The organism is Streptomyces sp. NPDC030893, from assembly GCF_055571535.1.
Genome location: NZ_JBVIFC010000009.1, coordinates 60,379 through 78,829 on the forward strand (window position 1 = coordinate 60,379; position 18,451 = coordinate 78,829).

An 18,451-nucleotide genomic window follows, 5' to 3' on the forward strand; every position below is an offset into this window, starting at 1 on the left:
TCTCCTGTCGATGCGCTGCGTGGCCGCGCAGGGAACTGGGTCGGGCTCGGAGCAGCGTACAAGGGGACGCCGATCGCTCCCCCGGGCGTCCGTTAGCGTAGTGCTTCCACGGCGCCGAAGGAGATAAGGGTACGTTGAGCAATTCTGCCGACTTCCCCGGACCGGAATCCAGCCCTGCCCGCCGGCGCCGTGTCCGGCCCGTGCGGATCCTCACCGCGGGCGTCTTCGCCCTCGCGGGACTCATCTTCTTCACCAGCTTCGACACGGCCAAGGGCACCAATATCCGCACGGACGCCTCGCTGCTGAAGCTCTCCGACCTGATCCACGAGCGCAGCCGCAAGAACGGCGAGCTCGACGAGTCGAACGGCGCGTTGCGCGAGGACATCGAGTCCCTCGCCGAGCGCGACGACGGCAGCACCGAGGCGGAGGACGACAAGCTCGCCGACCTGGAGAAGCGCGCCGGCACCCAGAAGCTCAAGGGCGAGGCGATCACGGTCACCCTGAACGACGCCCCGCCGGACGCCACCGCCAAACTCCCCGGCTACCCCGAGCCCCAGCCCGACTATCTGGTCATCCACCAGCAGGACCTCCAGGCCGTGGTGAACGCGATGTGGCAGGGCGGCGCCGACGGCATCAAGGTCATGGACCAGCGGCTGATCTCCACCAGCGCGGTGCGCTGTGTGGGCAACACCCTGATCCTCCAGGGCCGTGTCTACTCACCGCCGTACAAGATCACGGCGGTCGGGGACCCGGAGAAGCTGAAGAAGGCGCTCGCGGCCTCTCCGGCGATCCAGAACTACATGGTGTACGTCAATGTCTACGGTCTCGGCTGGGAGGTCGAGGACGAGGGCACGGTGACGCTGCCCGGCTACTCGGGCACGGTGGACCTGCACTACGCGGAGCCCGTGGAGTAGCGGGCCCGCCCGGGACGGTCTTTCCCCGCCGATGTTTCACGTGGAACATCCCCGCCCATCGAGGCGATCGGCCCCTCGCCGCGTACATGTGGGTACACACGGCCGGGCTCGTACGGACTTCGCACAGCTTGCCGAGGCCGGGAAACCGGAGGGGTCGCGCCGTTAGTCTGTTGGCGTACGGCGTGGGTCTGATGCCGTGGTGCGACGGAAGGGACGGCATGTACAGCTGGATCTGGCGGCATCTGCCGGGCAATGGATGGGTGCGGGCACTCATCTCACTGGTGCTGATCACCGCCGTGGTCTACGTCCTCTTCCAGTACGTCTTTCCGTGGGCCGAGCCGCTGCTGCCCTTCAACGATGTGACGGTGGACAACCAGTGAGCGCGCGCATTCTCGTCGTCGACAACTACGACAGCTTCGTCTTCAACCTGGTCCAGTACCTCTACCAGCTGGGCGCCGAGTGCGAGGTCCTGCGCAACGACGAGGTGTCGGTGCGGCACGCCCAGGACGGCTTCGACGGAGTGCTGCTGTCCCCGGGCCCCGGGACTCCCGAGGAGGCCGGCGTCTGTGTGGACATGGTGCGGCACTGCGCGTCGACCGGGGTGCCGGTCTTCGGCGTCTGTCTCGGCATGCAGTCGATGCAGGTGGCGTACGGCGGGGTGGTGGACCGCGCGCCCGAGCTGCTGCACGGCAAGACCTCGCCCGTGACGCATGGCGGCAAGGGGGTCTTCGCCGGTCTGCCGTCCCCGTTCACGGCGACCCGCTACCACTCGCTGGCCGCCGAGCCGGCCACGGTGCCGGCGGAGCTGGAGGTCACGGCCCGGACGCCCGACGGCACGGTGATGGGACTGAGGCACCGTGAACTGCCTGTCGAAGGCGTGCAGTTTCATCCCGAGTCGGTGCTGACCGAGCACGGACACCGGATGCTGGCCAACTGGCTGACGGAGTGCGGGGACGAGGGCGCGGTGGCGAGGTCGGCGGGGCTCGCCCCGGTGGTGGGCAGGGCCACGGCGTGACCGCGCTGCGCCCCGAGCGCGAGTCCGGCGCCTACGGCGCCGGCGACCAGGGCACCCCGTACGGCGGGCAGCCGTACGGGGTGCCGGGTGCGTACGGGGACGGCTGGTATGACAGCGCGGCGGCGCCCGTTTCCCACGGCGGCGACCCCTACGGCGATCCCTACGACGATCCCTACGGCGGCGCCTCCGACGGCACCCCGTACCTGCCGCCGGTCGACGAGGAGACGGTGGCGCTGCGCATCCCCGAGCCGCCGGAGCGTACGGCGCGTGAGGAATCCGCGCCGCCCGCGCCGGGCGGCCGGGCGGCCCGCAGGAAGGCCGCCAGGAAGCGCCAGGGGCGCCGTGGCGGCTCGCACAAGGCCGCGGAGGAGGCAGCGGGAGCAGACGGCCGTCAGGGGCTCTCAGAGGGCCCTGACGGGCCCTCCCGGGCGCCGCTGTCCCGCGTGGAGGCGCGCCGGCAGGCGCGGGCCCGCAGGCCCGGCCCCGCGGCCGTCGCGAGCCGGGCCATCGGCGAGGTGTTCATCACCTGCGGTGTGCTGATGCTGCTGTTCGTCACCTACCAGCTGTGGTGGACCAATGTGCGGGCCCAGGCACAGGCCGGCCAGGAGGCCAGCGACCTCCAGCAGGACTGGGCGAACGGCGAGCGCAAACCGGGGGCGTTCGAGCCGGGGCAGGGCTTCGCGCTGCTGCACATCCCCAAGCTGGACGTGGTGGTGCCGATCGCGGAGGGCATCAACAGCAAGAAGGTGCTCGACCGGGGCATGGTGGGCCACTACGCGGAGGGTGCCCTGAAGACGGCCATGCCGGAGGAGAAGACCGGCAACTTCGGACTGGCCGGGCACCGCAACACGCACGGGGAGCCGTTCCGGTACATCAACCGGCTGGAGCCGGGCGACCCGATCGTCGTGGAGACGCAGGGCCGGTACTTCGTCTACCAGATGGCGTCCATACTGCCGGTGACGCCGCCGAGCAATGTGAGCGTCCTCGATCCGGTCCCCAAGGGATCGGGCTTCACCGGGCCGGGCCGTTACATCACGCTGACCACGTGCACTCCGGAGTTCACCAGCAAATACCGCTTGATCGTCTGGGGCAAGATGGTCGAGGAACGGCCGCGCAGCAAGGGCAAGCCGGATGCGCTCGTCAGTTAAGGGCAGAGGAAACGTGGCAGCGACCGCCGACGACACCGCACAGCACACCGACGCGTCCGCGTCCTCGCCGCCGGCGGGCCGCCGGCGCCGTATGGGGCCGGTGGCGATGGTCGTCAGCTTCTTCGGGGAGCTCCTCATCACGGCGGGCGTGGTGCTCGGCCTGTTCGTCGTCTACTCGCTGTGGTGGACGAACGTCGTCGCGGACCGCGCGGCGGGCGCACAGGCGGACAAGGTCCGTGACTCCTGGGAGCAGGAGCCGGACGGCGGCGCCGGCAGCGGCGGTCCCCCCTCCTACGACAGCAAGAACGGCATCGGCTTCCTCCACGTGCCCGCGATGACCGGTGACGAGATCCTCGTCGAGAAGGGCACCTCGATGAAGGTCCTCAACGACGGTGTCGCCGGCTACTACACCGACCCCGTGAAGGCGACCCTGCCGACCTCCGGCAAGAAGGGAAACTTCTCCCTCGCGGCCCACCGGGACGGCCACGGCGCGAAGTTCCACGGCATCCACAAGATCGGGAAGGGCGACGCGATCGTCTTCGAGACGAAGGACACCTGGTACGTCTACAAGACCTACGCGATCCTTCCCGAGACCTCGAAGTACAACGTCGACGTGCTCGGGAAGATCCCGGAGGAGTCCGGCAAGAAGAAGGCCGGCCACTACATCACGCTGACCACCTGCACGCCGGTGTACACGAGCAAGTACCGCTACATCGTCTGGGGCGAACTGGTCCGCACGGAGAAGGTGGACGAGAACCGCACCCCGCCGGCGGAACTGCGCTGACGTCACGCGGGACGGCCCGCGACGCCGGGAGCCCCGGACCTCGTGGAGAGGTCCGGGGCTCCTGCCGTGTTTCGTTGCGGGGGCGCGTGGGTCAGTCGTCCCCGGGGCCGCCGCCGGGGCCGCCGAAGATGCCGCCGCCGTTGTTGCCCCCGTTGTTGCCGCCGCCCTGGTCCAGGGTGACGAGGCTGACCGCCGAACCCTTGTCGACCTGGTTGCCCTGGCCCGGGTTGGAGGTGACGACGCGGGCGTTGGGGTCCTGCGAGGGACCGACGTTGCCGAGCGTGAGACCGGCCTCCTGGAGCATCCGCTGGGCGTCCGCGAGGGTCTGGCCGTTGACGTTCGGCACGGCCACCTTCTCGTTCTGCCTGGCCTTGCCGACGACGATCTGCACCTGGGAGTTCTTGTCGGCCTGGGTGTTCGCCGACGGGGTGGTGCGCAGGACCTTGCCGACCTGGTTCGGGTCGTCGACCTCCTCCTCGGTGCAGTTGCCGACGAGTTCGTTCGCCGACATCTGCGCCTTGGCCTCGTCGCAGGACTTGCCGATGACGTCCGGGACCGTGGACTTGGCCTGTTCCTTGGCGACGGTGAGGGTGATGGTGGTGCCCTTCTCCACCTCTTCGCCGAGGCCCGGGTTCTGCTCGAGGACGGTGCCCGGTTCCTGGGCGTCCACCTTCTCCTCGACCTCGACGACGAATTCGTACTTCTCGCCCTCGAGCTCGGCCTTGGCGTCCTCGACCTTGTCGCCGACGACGCTCGGCACCGCGACCTTCGGCGCCCCCGTGGAGACCACCAGGCCGATGGTGGACCCCTTGTCGACCTTGGTGCCGGCCTCCTGGTCCTGTGAGCAGATCTTGCCCTTGCTCTGGTCCTCGCAGGGCTTCTCTTCGAAGCTGAGTTTCAGATCGGCGTTGTTGGCGAGCTGTGTGGCGCTCTCCTTCGTCTCGCCGACGAAGCTGGGGGCCGGGACGGTGTCGTTGCCCACGCCGCCGCTGCCGGTGATGGCCCAGCGGCCGATCAGGATCGCGCCGATGAGGACCAGGACGCCCGCCACGACCAGCAATATCGTCGAGGTGTTGTTCTTCTTCGGCTGCTGGCGGCGCCGGCTCTGCCGGTCGTCGTAGCCGTAGCCGCCGTCGTCCGGGTTCACGGGCGGCAGCATCGAGGTCGCGGCACCGGGGTCCGAGCTCTGGCGCAGGGCCGTCGTCGGGGCGTCGTCCGGGTAGCCGCCGTAGCCGACGGAGCCCAGGGCGGCGGTCGCCGCGACGGGCTGGCCGTCGAGGCAGGCCTCGATGTCGGCGCGCATCTCGTCGGCCGACTGGTAGCGGTAGTCGGGGTCTTTGACCAGCGCCTTCAGCACGATCGCGTCCATCTCGGGCGTGATCTCGGGGTCGAAGACGCTCGGCGGCTGCGGTTCCTCCCGTACGTGCTGGTAGGCGACCGCGACCGGGGAGTCGCCCACGAACGGCGGGCGGACGGTCAGCAGTTCGTACAGCAGGCAGCCGGTGGAGTAGAGGTCGGAACGGGCGTCGACCTGCTCGCCCTTGGCCTGCTCCGGCGAGAGGTACTGGGCGGTGCCGATGACGGCGGCGGTCTGCGTCATCGTCATGCCGGAGTCGCCCATCGCGCGGGCGATGCCGAAGTCCATGACCTTGACCTGGCCGTTGCGCGTCAGCATGACGTTGGCGGGCTTGATGTCACGGTGGACGATGCCGGCCCGGTGGGAGTACTCCAGCGCCTGGAGGATGCCGATCGTCATCTCCAGCGTCCGCTCCGGCAGCAGCTTGCGGCCGCTGTGCAGGAGCTCACGGAGCGTGGAGCCGTCGACGTACTCCATGACGATGTACGGGATGGAGACCCCGTCGATGTAGTCCTCGCCCGTGTCGTAGACCGCGACGATCGCGGGATGGTTGAGCGAGGCGGCCGACTGGGCCTCCCGGCGGAACCGGGCCTGGAAGGACGGGTCGCGCGCGAGGTCGGCGCGCAGCGTCTTCACCGCCACCTGACGCCCGAGCCGGGTGTCATGCGCGTGGTAAACCTCCGCCATGCCACCACGGCCGAGCACCGGGCCCAGCTCGTACCGGCCGCCGAGGCGACGCGGCTCTTCCATAGCTACCTACCAGCCCTCTCCGTCGGTCCCGACCGGCACGTATGTGCGGTCGGAGGCTGTGTTCCGGGCCTACCGTACCCGGCTCTTTTTGTGTGACCTGGCCAAGTGCGTCAGCCGATACAGGACCGGTACCGCAACGTGCGCCGATGTGAAGCGGACGTGACCGGGGTCACTGCTTGCCCTTGATGACCGCCTCCATCACGCTCTTGGCGATCGGCGCGGCGAGGCCACCGCCGGAGATGTCGCCACGCACGGCGTCGTCGTCCTCGATGACGACCGCCACGGCCACGGGGGAACTGCCGTCGCTGTTCTTGGCGTAGGAGATGAACCAGGCGTAGGGGTTCTTGCTGTTGTTCTCGCCGTGCTGGGCCGTGCCGGTCTTGCCGCCGACCGTCACGCCGGGGATCTGCGCGTTCTTGCCGGTGCCGTCGTTGACGACGGTCTCCATCATCGACTGGAGGATCTGGGCGTTCTTCGCCGACATCGGCTCGCTCAGCTTCTCCGGGTCCGTCTTCTCGATGGTGTCGAGGCTGGGGGCCTGGAGTTCGTCGACCATGTACGGCTTCATCAGCGTGCCGTTGTTGGCGACGGCGGCGGAGACCATGGCCATCTGCAGCGGGGTGGCCGCGGTGTTGAACTGGCCGATGGAGGAGAGCGCGACCTGCGAGGGCTCCATGCCGTCGGAGAAGACGGAGGCACTGGAGCGGACCGGGGTGAACTGCTCCTCGGTGAACCCGAACTTCTTGGCCGTCTCCAGCATCTTGTCGTTGCCGATGTCGGCGCCGGCCTTGCCGAAGACGGTGTTGCAGGACACCCGCAGCGCCTCGCGCAGGGTGGCGTCCTCGCAGGGCAGGTTGCCGTCGTTCTTCAGCTCGGTCCTGGTGCCCGTCATGATCCACGGCAGCGGGGTGTCGGTCTTCTGGTCCGCGTCCTCGACCAGCCCGTGCTCCAGCGCGGCGGCCGCGGTGACGACCTTGAACGTCGAGCCGGGCGGGTAGACCTCGCGCAGCGCCCGGTTGAGCATCGGGTCGTCCGGGTTGTTCTTCTTCTGCAGCTTCTGCCAGGCCTTGGTGTCCGTGTCGAGGCTGTTGCCGGCGATCGTGGACGGGTCGTACGACGGGAAGGAGGCCAGCGCGAGGATCTTGCCGGTGGACGGCTCGAGGGCGACCACGGAGCCCTTGCCGCCCTGCTTCTTCAGGCCCTCGTAGGCGGCCTTCTGGGCGGCGCCGTTGAGGGTGGTGACGACGTTGCCGCCCTCCTTGTTCTTGCCCGTCAGCATGTCGAGCGTGTTGCGGAAGAAGAGGCGGTCGTCGTTGCCGGTGAGGATGCCGTCCTCGATGGACTCCAGCTGGTTGGCGCCGAAGGCCTGGGAGACGAAGCCGGTGACCGGCGCCCACATCGCACCGTTCTTGTAGGTGCGCTTGTAGGCGAAGTCGCCGTCGGTGGCGGTGTGTCCGGTGATGGGCTCGCCGTCGACGATGATGTCGCCGCGCGGTGTGGCGTACCGCTCGATCGCCACGCGGCGGTTCTTCTCGTCGTTCCTCAGCTGATCGGCCTGGACGTACTGGATCCAGTTGTTCCGGACGAGCAGGGCGAGGACGAGCAGGCCGCAGAAGATCGCGACCCGGCGCAGGGGCTTGTTCACGGGCGGACCACCTGGGTCATCTCGGCGTCGGGGTTGGCGGCGGGGGCGGGCGCCGGACGGCGGGCGGTGTCGCTGATCCTGAGCAGGATGGCGATCAGCGCCCAGTTGGCGATGACGGAGGAACCTCCGTACGCCAGGAAGGGCATCGTCATACCGGTCAGCGGGATGAGGCCCATGACGCCGCCGGCGACGATGAACACCTGGAGCGCGAAGGCGCCGGACAGGCCGACGGCGAGCAGCTTGCCGAACGGGTCGCGGGCGGCGAGGGCGGTGCGCACGCCGCGCTCGATCATCAATGCGTAGAGCAGCAGGATCGCCATGACGCCGGCCAGTCCGAGTTCCTCGCCGAAGGTGGCGAGGATGAAGTCGGAGTTGGCGGCGAAGCCGATGAGGTCGGAGTTGCCCTGGCCCCAGCCGGTGCCGAGGGTGCCGCCGGAACCGAAGGCCCACAGGGCCTGCATGGCCTGTTCGGAGTGGACGATGCCGTCCTGGACCCCGGCGCGGCTGAGCTCGAACTCGCGCATCGGGTCGAGCCAGGCCTGCACACGCGTCTGGATGTGCGGCTCGAAGCTGGCCACGCCGACGGCGCCGACCGCGGACATCAGCAGACCGAACACGATCCAGCTGGTCCGCTCGGTGGCGACGTACAGCATGATCACGAACATGCCGAAGAAGAGCAGCGAGGTGCCGAGGTCGGTCTCGAAGACCAGGATCAGGATGGAGATGATCCAGACGACGATGATCGGGCCGAGGTCGCGGCCGCGGGGCAGGTAGAGCCCCATGAAGCGGCGGCTGGCGAGGGCCAGGGCGTCCCGTTTGACCATGAGGTAGCCGGCGAAGAACACCGCGAGGACGATCTTGGCGAACTCGCCGGGCTGGAGGGTGCCGAGACCGGGGATCTTGATCCAGATCTTGGCGCCGAAGACGTTGTGGCCGAGGCCCGGGACCAGCGGCAGCAGCAGCAGGACCAGCGCGCCGGCCATGGAGATGTAGGTGTAGCGCTGCAGGACGCGGTGGTCCTTGAGGAAGAACAGCACGGCCACGAACAGGGCGACGCCGAGCGCGGAGTACATCAGCTGGCGCGGTGCCGCCTCGACGAACGTCCGGCTCGCCTGGAGCCGCTCCGACTGGTCCAGCCGCCAGATGGCGACCAGGCCGAGGCCGTTGAGCAGGGTCGCCAGCGGCAGCAGCAGCGGGTCCGCGTACGGGGCGAACTTCCGTACGGTGAGATGGCCGACGCCGGCCATCAGGCCGAGGCCCAGGCCGTAGCTCAGCAGCCCGGCGGGCACCTCGTCGTCGAGGGCGAGCCCCACGTTGGCGTAGGCGAAGACCGGGATGACGACGGCGAACACCAGCAGGGCGAGCTCGGTGTTGCGCCGGCTGGGTGCGCCGATCGCGCCGATCGTGGACGTGTGCTGCGTCGACGGGTTCGAAGTACTGCTCATCGTGTGACAGGGCCTCTCACGGCTTGCCTACTGCTTACCGCACAGCGAGACGACCTTCTGCTCCTCCTCCGAGAGGCTGGGGCCGGGGCTGGAAGTGGGTGCGGTCGTGGACGGGGGCGTGGACTTCTCCGGGGCGTCGGCGGAGCCCGGGGGCGTCGGCGTCGGCGATGCCTTGGACGTGAAGGAGGCGGGTGTGGTTCCCGTGGTGCCTCCGGCCTCGCCCTCACCGGTCTTCGCGTTCTTCTCGCTCGCGGCGGCGCGCCGCTCGGCCAGCTTCTGGCACGCGGACGCCTGTACGGCCAGCTCCTCGATCTTCTTCCGTGCGCCGTAGAGGTCGCCTTCGGCGATGGTCGCCTCGACCAGCTCCCGCTGGTAGGGCGGCAGGTACTTGAGTTCGATCTCGGGGTGGTCCTTCTCGACCTTCGAGAGCGAGACCCAGGCCAGGTCCTGGCTGATGCCCCGGTAGAGCGCGACGTGCTCGCCCTTGACGCCGACGTAGTACTGGGTCTGCGTCCAGCGCCAGCCGCCGTACGTGGCGCCGCCGAGGACGGCGAGCACGAGCAGGGTGTACACGCACCTCTTGAGCCACCTGCGGTCCTTGGCGGGCTTGACGAAGTCGCCCTCGTCGTAGCCGAAGCCGTCGGTGGGGATGAAGCCGGTGACGTCGCCGCTGCCGGGCGGGCCGAACTCGCCCCCGCCCCCGGAGCGCCGCCGGCCGAGACCGGAGGCGCGGCCGGCCGGGGTCTGCATGATGCCGTTGTCGTGGAGCTGGTTCTGGTTCTCCGCGACGGCGCCGACCACGACCGGGGTGTCGGAGAGCTGCCCGGCGAGGGTGTCACCGGTGTCGAGGTCCAGGACGTCGGCGACGATCACGGTGATGTTGTCGGGACCGCCGCCGCGCAGTGCCAGCTCGATCAGGTTCTGGACGGTGTCCTCGGGGCCCTGGTAGCCGGCCAGGGTGTCCTCGAGGGTCTGGTGGGAGACGACGCCGGACAGGCCGTCGGAGCAGATCAGGTAGCGGTCGCCGGCCCGCACCTCGCGGATGGACAGGTCGGGTTCGACGTGTTCGCCGCTGCCGAGGGCCCGCATCAGCAGGGACCGCTGCGGGTGGGTGGTGGCCTCCTCCTCGGTGATCCGGCCCTCGTCGACCAGACGCTGCACCCACGTGTGGTCCTGGGTGATCTGGGTGAGGACGCCGTCGCGCAGGAGGTAGGCGCGGGAGTCGCCGACGTGCACCATGCCGAGGCGCTGGCCGGTCCAGAGCAGGGCGGTCAGGGTGGTGCCCATGCCCTCGAGCTGGGGGTCCTCCTCGACCATCATGCGCAGCTGGTCGTTGGCCCGCTGGACGGCCGTGCCGAGCGAGGTCAGCAGGTCGGACCCGGGGACGTCGTCGTCGAGGGCGACGATGGTGGAGATCGCCTCGGAGGAGGCGACCTCACCGGCCGCGGCGCCGCCCATGCCGTCGGCGATGGCGAGCAGGCGGGGACCGGCGTAACCGGAGTCCTCGTTGCCCTCCCGGATCATGCCCTTGTGCGATCCGGCGGCGAAGCGCAGGGACAGACTCATGCGCACCTCGCCCGTCGGCTCCGGGTACAGCCGGTCGTGTCGAGCCACACTGCCCACCCTCCGGTCGGGAGCGCGCCGGGGCCCTGGGTGGGGACCCCCACTGCGTGCTCGCTCCGCTCGCGCTCATTCATTGGTGTAGCACTACTTCCGCAGCTCGATGACGGTCTTGCCGATGCGGATCGGTGCACCCAGCGAAATCGGTGTGGGGGTCGTCAGCCGGGTCCGGTCCAGGTAGGTGCCGTTGGTGGAGCCCAGGTCCTCGACGATCCACTGGCCGTCGCGGTCCGGGTAGATCCTGGCATGGCGGCTGGAGGCGTAGTCGTCGTCCAGCACGATCGTGCTGTCGTGCGCCCGGCCCAGGCTGATGGTCTGGCTCTGGAGGGCGACGGTGGTGCCGGTGAGGGTGCCCTCGGTCACGACCAGCTTGGTGGGGGTGTTCCGGCCGCGGCGTCCGCCGCCGGACTGCTGGCGCTGCTGCGGCGGTGCCTGGCGGGCGGCCTGCTGGGGCCGGCCGGCGTCCCGCCGGGATCCGCGCTGGGTGACGCGCGTCCCGAACAGGTCGCTGCGGATGACCTGCACGGCCACGATCACGAACAGCCACAGTACGGCCAGGAACCCCAGCCGCATGACCGTGAGGGTCAGCTCTGACATTGCCCCCGCTTCACCCTTCGGCTTGCCTATAGATAACGGTGGTGCTGCCCACGACGATCCGCGAGCCGTCGCGGAGCGTAGCGTGAGTGGTGTGCTGTCCGTCCACCACGATGCCGTTGGTGGATCCGAGATCCTGGATCGTCGAGGGCGTTCCGGTCCGGATCTCGCAGTGCCGGCGGGAGACGCCGGGGTCGTCGATCCGCACGTCGGCGTCGGTGCTGCGGCCCATCACGAGGGTGGCGCGGGAGATCTGGTGGCGGGTGCCGTTGATCTCGATCCAGTAGCGGGTGCGGCCGCCGGGCGCGGGTGCCGCGGGGGGCCGCCCGCCGCCGGCGGGCTGCGGGTAGCCGTAACCGCCGGGCCTGCCGCCGGGGGGCGGCGCGGCCGGCATGGGCGGGGCGCCCGCGGGTGCGGCCGGCGGGTAGCCGTAGCCACCGGGACGGCCGGCCGGCGGGGCACCGCCGGGGCCCGCGGCTCCGGGGGCCTGGCTGGCGGAGGAGGCGAGCGTACGGCTGCGCACCCGGTACAGGCCGGTGTCGAGGTCGTCCGCCTTCTCCAGGTGCACCTTGATGGGGCCCATGAAGGTGTAGCGCTGCTGCTTGGCGTAGTCGCGCACCATGCCGGCGAGCTCGTCGCCGAGCTGGCCGGAGTACGGGCTGAGGCGCTCGAAGTCCGGGGTGCTCAGTTCGACGATGAAGTCGTTGGGTACGACGGTGCGGTCGCGGTTCCAGATGGTGGCGTTGTTGTCGCACTCCCGCTGGAGCGCTCCCGCGATCTCCACGGGCTGCACCTCGGACTTGAACACCTTGGCGAAGGTGCCGTTGACCAGACCTTCGAGACGCTGCTCGAACTTCTTCAGGACTCCCATGGGGCACCTCCTCCGTCGCTGCCGTCCTGTGTACTGCCCCGTGCACTCTTTCGTGCACCGCTTACCTGGTACTGCTTACTGATCGTATCCACGCGCCGCCCGATCGGCTGGTTCCCCCTGCCCGCCCGGCCGACGGGTGTCGACGCCTGACGAAGTTCCCTCCGGAGCTCACTTTCGAACACCTTCGGCCGTGCGCGTGCGCGCCGTTCTGCCATGGATCGTAGAGGGGGCCGCAGACCAGTGTCCCGCACCCGGCTGTGGACTCCGTCCGGCTCATGGGGAGACGAGGACGACCGGTACGAGGTTGATACGTGAAGCAATCTCCGTTGTTGCACGGCGCGCGCCCGGGCGCTGCGGGCGGGAGAGCCGTGGGGGACGGTCGCGGAGGCGGTCGCGGAGGCGGTCGCGGAGGCGGTCGTGGGAGGTCGTGGCCGGTCGGGCCGGGGCGGGGGAAAGGGATGTGAATCCACCCCGGCCAGCGTGCTAATGTTCTGGATGTCGGAAGGCGCAAGGCCCCACGGGGCAAGGGCTCGAGGACACACCCAATGCGCGGGTGGCGGAATAGGCAGACGCGCTGGATTCAGGTTCCAGTGCCCGCAAGGGCGTGGGGGTTCAACTCCCCCCTCGCGCACAACGAGGGAACGGGTCTCTCCAGGTGACGGAAGTCACCGGAGGGGCCCGTTTCTCGTTTCCATGATCGTTGTGAGGCATCACACAGTCCGGCCAGGCCCTACGAGGGGGCCTGGGCGCGTGAGCTATTTCACGTGTGCGGACCGGCTTCGTCGGGGTGTTCACCCCCCGGAGTGCCGATGCCCGGGCCTGCGGCTGTCACCGAACTGACATGACCGTGCAGGGCGTTGAGCCGGCGCGGAGCCCCGCGCGGTGGCTACGCGCGGAGGGTGGCCGGTCGCAGGGTGGCGCGGCGGAGGGTGACGGCGGCCTGGAGGAGGGCCGGGGCGGTGGCGAGGGCGGCGCAGGCCGCGGTGACCGTGACGAGGGCCTGCCAGGGGAGTGCGAGCGGGGCGGGCGCCGACTGCAGGGCCAGGGCCGCCCGGAGCCCGGCCAGCTGGAGTGCCGCGACGGCCGTGCCCAGCACCGCGCCGACCGCGACCGCCGTCAGGCTCTCGGCGCCCACCAGCCGCAGCACCTGCCACCGCGTGGCACCGGTCAGCCGCAGCACCGCGAGATCACGCGCACGGTCGGACGTCGCCATGACGACGGTGTTGACCAGGGAGATGCCCGTGTAGAGGAGGGCGATGCCGAGGACGAGGAGGAGTCCGTGGCGGGTGGTGCGTCCGGTCCCGGGATCCGTCGCGGACAGCCACCGCTCGGCGGTCAGCACACGGCCGCCCGCGGGCTGTACCGCCCGCTCCAGGCCGGCGGCCACCGCACGCGCGTCGGCTCCGTCCGCGACGGCGACGTCGACCCGGTCCACGCGGGCCCCCGGCGCGTTGGCGGGGGTGACGTAGACGCCGTTGTCACCGGTTCCGGTGGCCATCACCGCGGCGATCCGCAGGGTCCGCTCCGTGCCGTCCCCCAGCCACACCCGGACCCGCTGCCCGACCGTGTGCCGCTCCCACTCCTCGTTGACGACGACGGAACCGTCGTCCAGGTCGGTGACCTTCCCCGCGGTGAGCGGCAACCGCGCGGTGGCCGCCAGCCCCCCGGGGTCGGCGGCACGCGCCTCGGACCTGATCAGTGCCACGCCCTCCTCCAGGACGTGCACGGCGGTCGGCGCGCTCGCCGACACCCGCGCGCCGGGCACCGCGCGGAGCCGGTCCAGCGTCCGCGCGTCGAGGAATCCCCCGCCGTCGGCGGTGACGACGAACTCCGCCGCGGTCCGCTCCCGCGCCTCGGCGGCCCTCGCCCGGTCCAGGGTCGCGGTGGCGCCGAGCAGGGAGCCGGTGAGGGCGACCGTGACCAGGACGGGCGCGGCGACCGCCGCCGTACGGCGCACCCCGGCGGACGCGTTCTCGCGCACCAGCATGCCGCCCGCCCCCGGCAGCCGGTCCGGCAGCCAGGTCAACAGGCGGGTCAGCGGGCGCACCACCGGCGGTGCGAGCAGCGCGGCGGCGGTGATCAGCAGCAGGGGCCGGCTGACATAGGTCTTGCGGTGCAGCAGGTCGCCGGGGTCGCCGAGCAGCGCGACGACGAGCGTCACCACGGCCGTGAGCAGCAGGCCCGCGCCGCACAGCCACCGCCCCGGCGTCATGGCCCGGGGGCCGGCGGACGCCTCGCGCAGGGCCTGGACGGGCGCCGTGCGCCCCGCCCGCCAGGAGGCCGCGACCACGCCGGTCAGGGCGACGAGGAGTCCCGTCCAGAACGCCACGTGGTACGGCCAGGTCGCGTCGCCGATCCTGAACCAGCCGGGCGCCAGCCCCACATCGGCCACCCACGCGGCCAGCCGGGGCGCCACGGACCCGCCGAGCGCGCAGCCGGCGGCCGAGGCGAACACCCCGATGACCAGGGCCTCGAGGAGCACCATGCGCCGCAGCTGCCCCGGGGTGGCGCCGACGGTGCGCAGCAGCCCGAACTCCCGGCGCCGCCGGTCGACCGCGAAGGCGAAGGTGGACGCCACCACGAACACCGAGACGAAGGCGGAGACCCCGCCGGCCGTGCCGAACAGGGCGTTCAGCGCCGTCAGCGCCTCGCGGTCGCGTTCGGGGTCCGGGTCGGCGAAGCGGCGGTCGTCGCCCGTGAGCACGCGGACGCCGCCGGCGCCGCGCACCGCCTCCCGTACGGCCGCCGGGTCGGCGTCCACGACCAGCTGGTGGACCGCGGGGGACAGCTCGGCGGCGCGCGCGTCGGTGTGGAAGACGGCCCGCTCGAAGCCCCGGTCGGTCACGGTGCCCACCACCCGCACGGTGCCGTGCCCCGTGCGCACCCGCTGTCCGGGCCGGGCCCAGTCGCCGCTGACGACGACCTCGTCGTCCGCGCGGGGCGCACGGCCCGACTCGATCCCGTACGGGGCGAACGCGGCGGTGGACCAGGGGTGGCCGGTCAGGCCGCCGGGTCCGCCCTCGGCGCGGACGGGGTAGGAGCGGTCCGGGACGACGGTGCCGAGGCGGCGCAGCTTCGCCACGGTCGCGTCCGGCACCGCGCGAGGGTGTGCCAGCTTCTCGGTCCGGTCGCCGTTCGGCGTCGGGACGCGCAGGGTGTCCGCTCCCCTGACCACGACGGGGGCGGCCGCGAACCGTTCCGCTCCCCGCGCGGGAGCGTCCGACGAGGAGGCGAGGGCGAGCCCCATGACGGTGAGCAGGGCCACGCCCAGGGACAGGGCGGTGAAACTGCCCGCGAAGGTGAGCAGGCGGGCGCGCACGGTGCGCAGGGCGAGGCTCAGCATCCCGCGGCCTCCAGTCCGGTCATCCGCGCGGCGATGGCGTCGGCGTCCGCCCCGGACGGCTCGCCGTGGACCCGGCCGTCGACCAGGAAGACCACGCGGTCCGCGCGGGCGGCGGCCACCGGGTCGTGGGTGACCATGACGACGGTCCGGCCCTCGTCGTCGACCATCTCCCGCAACAGCGTGAGCACGTCGTGTCCGGTCCGGGAGTCCAGCGCCCCGGTCGGTTCGTCGGCGAACAGCACCTCGGGCCGGGTGATCACCGCGCGGGCGAGCGCCACCCGCTGCTGCTGGCCGCCGGACAGCTCGGCGGGCCGGTGCCGGGCCCGGTCGGCGAGGCCGACCTGATCGAGCGCCGCGCGGATCCGGCTCCGTGGGACCCGCCGGCCGGCCAGCCGCAGCGGCAGGGCGACGTTCTGCGCGGCGGTCAGCGCCGGCAGCAGGTTGAACGCCTGGAAGACGAACCCGACGCGCTCGCGGCGCAGCAGGGTCAGCCGCCGCTCACCGAGCCCGGTCAGCTCGGTGTCGCCGAGGGCGACCGAGCCCGAGGTCGGGCGGTCGAGTCCCGCCGCGCACTGCAGCAGCGTCGACTTGCCGGATCCGGAGGGACCCATCACGGCGGTGAAGGTCCCGCGCGGGAAGGCGAGGGAGACCTCGTCCAGCGCGGTCACCACGCCGGCACCCGACCCGTACCGCCGGCTCACGCGGCGCAAGGTGATCGCGTCGCCGTCCCTCTGGTCCATGTGTCCCCACTCCCCTGTCCGTCGTGGCCGTGCGCGGCCGTTCCGTGTCCGTTTCCATGGCCGTGCGCGGCCGTTCCGATGCCGTGCGCGGCCGTCCCGGTCGTTCCGGGCCGGGCACGGGGAAACGAAACCGTGCGGAGGCCGGCCGGCGCAGTGCGGCAGGGGCGAGAAGGCAGGGTGGGGTCAGGCATACCCCGAGACCTCCGCCGGGGCCCATGGCCCCGCGCGGCGGCGGCTTCTACGGTGATCGTCATGCAGCCCCGAAACCCCTGGCAGGCCATGGCCCGCCCCGGCTACGCCCTGTCGTCGTGGCCGTGGCGCTCGGCCGGTTATCTGTTCACCGGTGCGGTGAGCGGCGCGGTCGTGCTGGTCTGCGTCGTGGTGTCGGCAGTGGCCGGCGGTGTGCTCGCGATCGTGCTGGTGGGGCTGCCGCTGCTGCTCGGCACGGCGCTCGCCGGCCTGCCGGTGGCCCGGCTGGAACGGTGGCGGCTGCGGCTGGTCCACGGCGGCCGGACAACCGACCCGCATCTGCCGCCGGCCGCCCCCGGTCTGAAGGCCTGGCTGACCACCCGGCTGCGGGAGCGGGCCACCTGGCGGGAGCTCGGCCACGCCCTGCTCCTCGCGGGTCTGCTCTGGCCCGTGGACGCCCTCGCCCTCACGGCCGGTCTGCTCTTCCCGGCCGCCGTGACCGCCACCCCGCTGCTGATGGCCACGGCCGGAGACGGCCAGGAGGCGAAGGTCCTCAAGCTGTGGATGGTCACCGGCTGGCCGGCGGCGGCCGGTGCCGCCCTGCTCGGCGTCCTCCTGCTCGTGCTGGGCGCCTACCTGCTGGGCGTGGCGGCGGGTGCCCGCGCGGGGCTGACCCGGCTGCTCCTCGTCCCGCGCGAGGCCGAACTCGACGCCCGCGTGAGCGAACTGACCCGTTCCCGGGTGCGGCTGGTGGACGCCTTCGAGGCGGAACGGCGGCGCATCGAGCGCGATCTGCACGACGGGGCCCAGCAGCGCCTGGTCGCCCTGACGATGACGCTCGGCCTGGCCCGCCTGGACGCGCCGCCCGGCCCGCTCGCCGACCAGCTCGCCAAGGCCCACGAGGAGTCGGGCCGGGCACTGGCGGAACTGCGGGAACTCGTCCACGGCATCCACCCCCGGGTCCTCGCCGACTACGGGCTCGGGGCCGCGGTCGCCGACGCCGCCGACCGGTCCGCCGTACCGGTGGACGTGGCGGTGGACCTGCCCGCGCGGCTGCCCGCGTCCGTGGAGGCCGCCGCGTACTTCGTGGTGTGCGAGGCGCTCGCCAACGTCGCTCGGCACAGCGGGGCGAGCCGCGCGCGGGTGGCGGGCGGGCACCGGGACGGGCGGCTGCTGCTGGAGATCCGGGACGACGGACGGGGCGGAGCACGGGCCGGGGCGGGCAGCGGGCTGACCGGACTGGCCGACCGGGTGTCGGTGCTCGATGGCAGACTCACCCTGTCCAGTCCGCCGGGCGGACCGACCCTGCTGCGTGTGGAGATCCCTTGCGCCCCCAGCCCCAGACCCTGACGGACGGCCCGGCGCTGCGGGTCGTGCTGGCCGAGGACAGTGTGCTGCTGAGGGAGGGCCTGACCGGTCTGCTCCAGCGGTGCGGGCACGAGGTGGTCGCGGCGGTCGGTGACGCCGGGGCGCTGGTCGCCGCGGTCGGGGAGCACGACCCGGACATCGTGGTGACGGACGTCCGGATGCCGCCGGACTTCCAGGACGAGGGGCTGCACGCGGCCGTGCGGCTGCGCACCGAGCGGCCCGCCCTCCCCGTCCTCGTGCTCAGCCAGTACGTCCAGCGCCGGTACGCCTCCGATCTGCTGGACTCGGGCGACGGCACGGGCGTCGGCTACCTGCTGAAGGACAGGGTCGGCCAGGTCGAGGAGTTCGTGACCGCGCTGGGCGACGTGGCGGCCGGGGGCACGGTGGTGGACCCCGAGGTCGTACGGCAGTTGCTGCGCCGCCGCCGTGATCCGCTGCGGCGGCTGTCGCCGCGGGAGCGCGAGGTGCTGGCGCTGATGGCGGAGGGCAGGTCCAACGGCGCGATCGCGCGCGAGCTGGTGGTGTCGGAGGCGGCCGTCGGCAAGCACATCGGCAGCATCTTCACCAAGCTGGACCTGCCGCCGGCGGACGGGACGCACCGGCGGGTGCTGGCGGTCCTGGCGTACCTGCGGGCCTGATACGTCCGAGTTGCGGGCCCGGTAAACCGA

15 protein-coding genes and 1 tRNA gene are annotated in these 18,451 nt (G+C 71.6%); 8 read left to right on the forward strand and 8 right to left on the reverse strand.

The annotated features are described in order from the left end of the window. The first annotated feature begins 134 nt into the window (after positions 1-134). The 5 genes from ACZ434_RS18550 (at position 135) to ACZ434_RS18570 (ending at position 3,861) form a co-directional block, all read left to right on the forward strand. Positions 135-914 (forward strand): DUF881 domain-containing protein, encoded by a 780-nt coding sequence (locus ACZ434_RS18550; protein WP_468457018.1) that lies wholly within the window; start codon positions 135-137, stop codon positions 912-914. Between the two features lie 191 nt (positions 915-1,105). Beyond that, positions 1,106-1,294 (forward strand): hypothetical protein, encoded by a 189-nt coding sequence (locus ACZ434_RS18555; RefSeq protein WP_468457377.1) that lies wholly within the window; start codon positions 1,106-1,108, stop codon positions 1,292-1,294. Further along, positions 1,291-1,929, forward strand: coding sequence for an aminodeoxychorismate/anthranilate synthase component II (locus ACZ434_RS18560; protein WP_468457020.1), 639 nt, complete (start codon positions 1,291-1,293; stop codon positions 1,927-1,929). Before ACZ434_RS18555 ends, ACZ434_RS18560 begins: the two co-directional genes overlap by 4 nt. Next, the gene (locus ACZ434_RS18565; RefSeq protein WP_468457022.1) at positions 1,926-3,077 is read left to right on the forward strand and encodes a class E sortase; all 1,152 of its coding nucleotides are present in this window, start codon (positions 1,926-1,928) and stop codon (positions 3,075-3,077) included. Before ACZ434_RS18560 ends, ACZ434_RS18565 begins: the two co-directional genes overlap by 4 nt. 13 nt (positions 3,078-3,090) lie before the next feature. Continuing rightward, the gene (locus tag ACZ434_RS18570; RefSeq protein ID WP_468457024.1) at positions 3,091-3,861 is read left to right on the forward strand and encodes a class E sortase; all 771 of its coding nucleotides are present in this window, start codon (positions 3,091-3,093) and stop codon (positions 3,859-3,861) included. Between the two features lie 91 nt (positions 3,862-3,952). Here ACZ434_RS18570 and pknB read toward each other — a convergent pair whose 3' ends face one another. From pknB to ACZ434_RS18600, 6 genes are all read right to left on the reverse strand, one after another. Next, a complete protein-coding gene (gene pknB / locus ACZ434_RS18575) occupies positions 3,953-5,968 on the reverse strand; it encodes a Stk1 family PASTA domain-containing Ser/Thr kinase (RefSeq protein WP_468457026.1) in 2,016 nt (671 codons plus the stop codon). Positions 5,969-6,137: 169 nt separating this feature from the next. Then, positions 6,138-7,613 carry a peptidoglycan D,D-transpeptidase FtsI family protein gene (locus ACZ434_RS18580; protein ID WP_468457028.1) on the reverse strand — a complete coding sequence of 492 codons (1,476 nt, stop codon included), beginning with the start codon at positions 7,611-7,613 and terminating at the stop codon, positions 6,138-6,140. Then, on the reverse strand, positions 7,610-9,058 hold the full coding sequence (locus ACZ434_RS18585; RefSeq protein WP_468457030.1) for an FtsW/RodA/SpoVE family cell cycle protein: 1,449 nt from the start codon (positions 9,056-9,058) through the stop codon (positions 7,610-7,612). Before ACZ434_RS18585 ends, ACZ434_RS18580 begins: the two co-directional genes overlap by 4 nt. 27 nt (positions 9,059-9,085) lie before the next feature. Continuing rightward, entirely contained in the window at positions 9,086-10,624 is a 1,539-nt protein-coding gene (locus ACZ434_RS18590; RefSeq protein WP_468457379.1) for a Stp1/IreP family PP2C-type Ser/Thr phosphatase, read from the reverse strand. Positions 10,625-10,765: 141 nt separating this feature from the next. Next, positions 10,766-11,275 carry an FHA domain-containing protein FhaB/FipA gene (locus ACZ434_RS18595; RefSeq protein WP_468457032.1) on the reverse strand — a complete coding sequence of 170 codons (510 nt, stop codon included), beginning with the start codon at positions 11,273-11,275 and terminating at the stop codon, positions 10,766-10,768. A 10-nt stretch (positions 11,276-11,285) separates the two neighbouring features. Beyond that, positions 11,286-12,143 (reverse strand): FhaA domain-containing protein, encoded by an 858-nt coding sequence (locus ACZ434_RS18600; RefSeq protein WP_468457034.1) that lies wholly within the window; start codon positions 12,141-12,143, stop codon positions 11,286-11,288. A gap of 547 nt (positions 12,144-12,690) precedes the next feature. Here ACZ434_RS18600 and ACZ434_RS18605 point away from each other — a divergent pair. After that, positions 12,691-12,774, forward strand: a tRNA-Leu gene (locus ACZ434_RS18605). Positions 12,775-13,029: 255 nt separating this feature from the next. Here the strand turns inward: ACZ434_RS18605 and ACZ434_RS18610 are convergent. Beyond that, positions 13,030-15,486: an FtsX-like permease family protein gene (locus ACZ434_RS18610; protein ID WP_468457036.1), complete on the reverse strand. Its 2,457-nt coding sequence runs from the start codon at positions 15,484-15,486 to the stop codon at positions 13,030-13,032. Continuing rightward, positions 15,480-16,226, reverse strand: a complete 747-nt coding sequence (locus tag ACZ434_RS18615; protein ID WP_468457038.1) for an ABC transporter ATP-binding protein — start codon at positions 16,224-16,226, stop codon at positions 15,480-15,482. Before ACZ434_RS18615 ends, ACZ434_RS18610 begins: the two co-directional genes overlap by 7 nt. 252 nt (positions 16,227-16,478) lie before the next feature. On the opposite strand from ACZ434_RS18615, the gene ACZ434_RS18620 reads away from it, so the two are divergent. Together ACZ434_RS18620 and ACZ434_RS18625 are read left to right on the forward strand one after the other, a co-directional pair. Then, a complete protein-coding gene (locus tag ACZ434_RS18620) occupies positions 16,479-17,765 on the forward strand; it encodes a sensor histidine kinase (protein WP_468457040.1) in 1,287 nt (428 codons plus the stop codon). Positions 17,766-17,788: 23 nt separating this feature from the next. Then, entirely contained in the window at positions 17,789-18,421 is a 633-nt protein-coding gene (locus ACZ434_RS18625) for a response regulator (RefSeq protein ID WP_468457381.1), read from the forward strand. Positions 18,422-18,451 lie beyond the last annotated feature (30 nt).

What these genes read in the sequence shown, in the direction of transcription:
- ACZ434_RS18585 (WP_468457030.1), bottom strand. Translation starts at nt 9,058, where the DNA reads ATGAGCAGTACTTCGAACCCGTCGACGCAGCACACGTCCACGATCGGC.
- ACZ434_RS18620 (WP_468457040.1), top strand. Translation starts at nt 16,479, where the DNA reads ATGCAGCCCCGAAACCCCTGGCAGGCCATGGCCCGCCCCGGCTACGCC.
- ACZ434_RS18555 (WP_468457377.1), top strand. Translation starts at nt 1,106, where the DNA reads ATGCCGTGGTGCGACGGAAGGGACGGCATGTACAGCTGGATCTGGCGG.
- pknB (WP_468457026.1), bottom strand. Translation starts at nt 5,968, where the DNA reads ATGGAAGAGCCGCGTCGCCTCGGCGGCCGGTACGAGCTGGGCCCGGTG.
- ACZ434_RS18600 (WP_468457034.1), bottom strand. Translation starts at nt 12,143, where the DNA reads ATGGGAGTCCTGAAGAAGTTCGAGCAGCGTCTCGAAGGTCTGGTCAAC.
- ACZ434_RS18590 (WP_468457379.1), bottom strand. Translation starts at nt 10,624, where the DNA reads ATGAGTCTGTCCCTGCGCTTCGCCGCCGGATCGCACAAGGGCATGATC.
- ACZ434_RS18595 (WP_468457032.1), bottom strand. Translation starts at nt 11,275, where the DNA reads ATGTCAGAGCTGACCCTCACGGTCATGCGGCTGGGGTTCCTGGCCGTA.
- ACZ434_RS18610 (WP_468457036.1), bottom strand. Translation starts at nt 15,486, where the DNA reads ATGCTGAGCCTCGCCCTGCGCACCGTGCGCGCCCGCCTGCTCACCTTC.
- ACZ434_RS18615 (WP_468457038.1), bottom strand. Translation starts at nt 16,226, where the DNA reads ATGGACCAGAGGGACGGCGACGCGATCACCTTGCGCCGCGTGAGCCGG.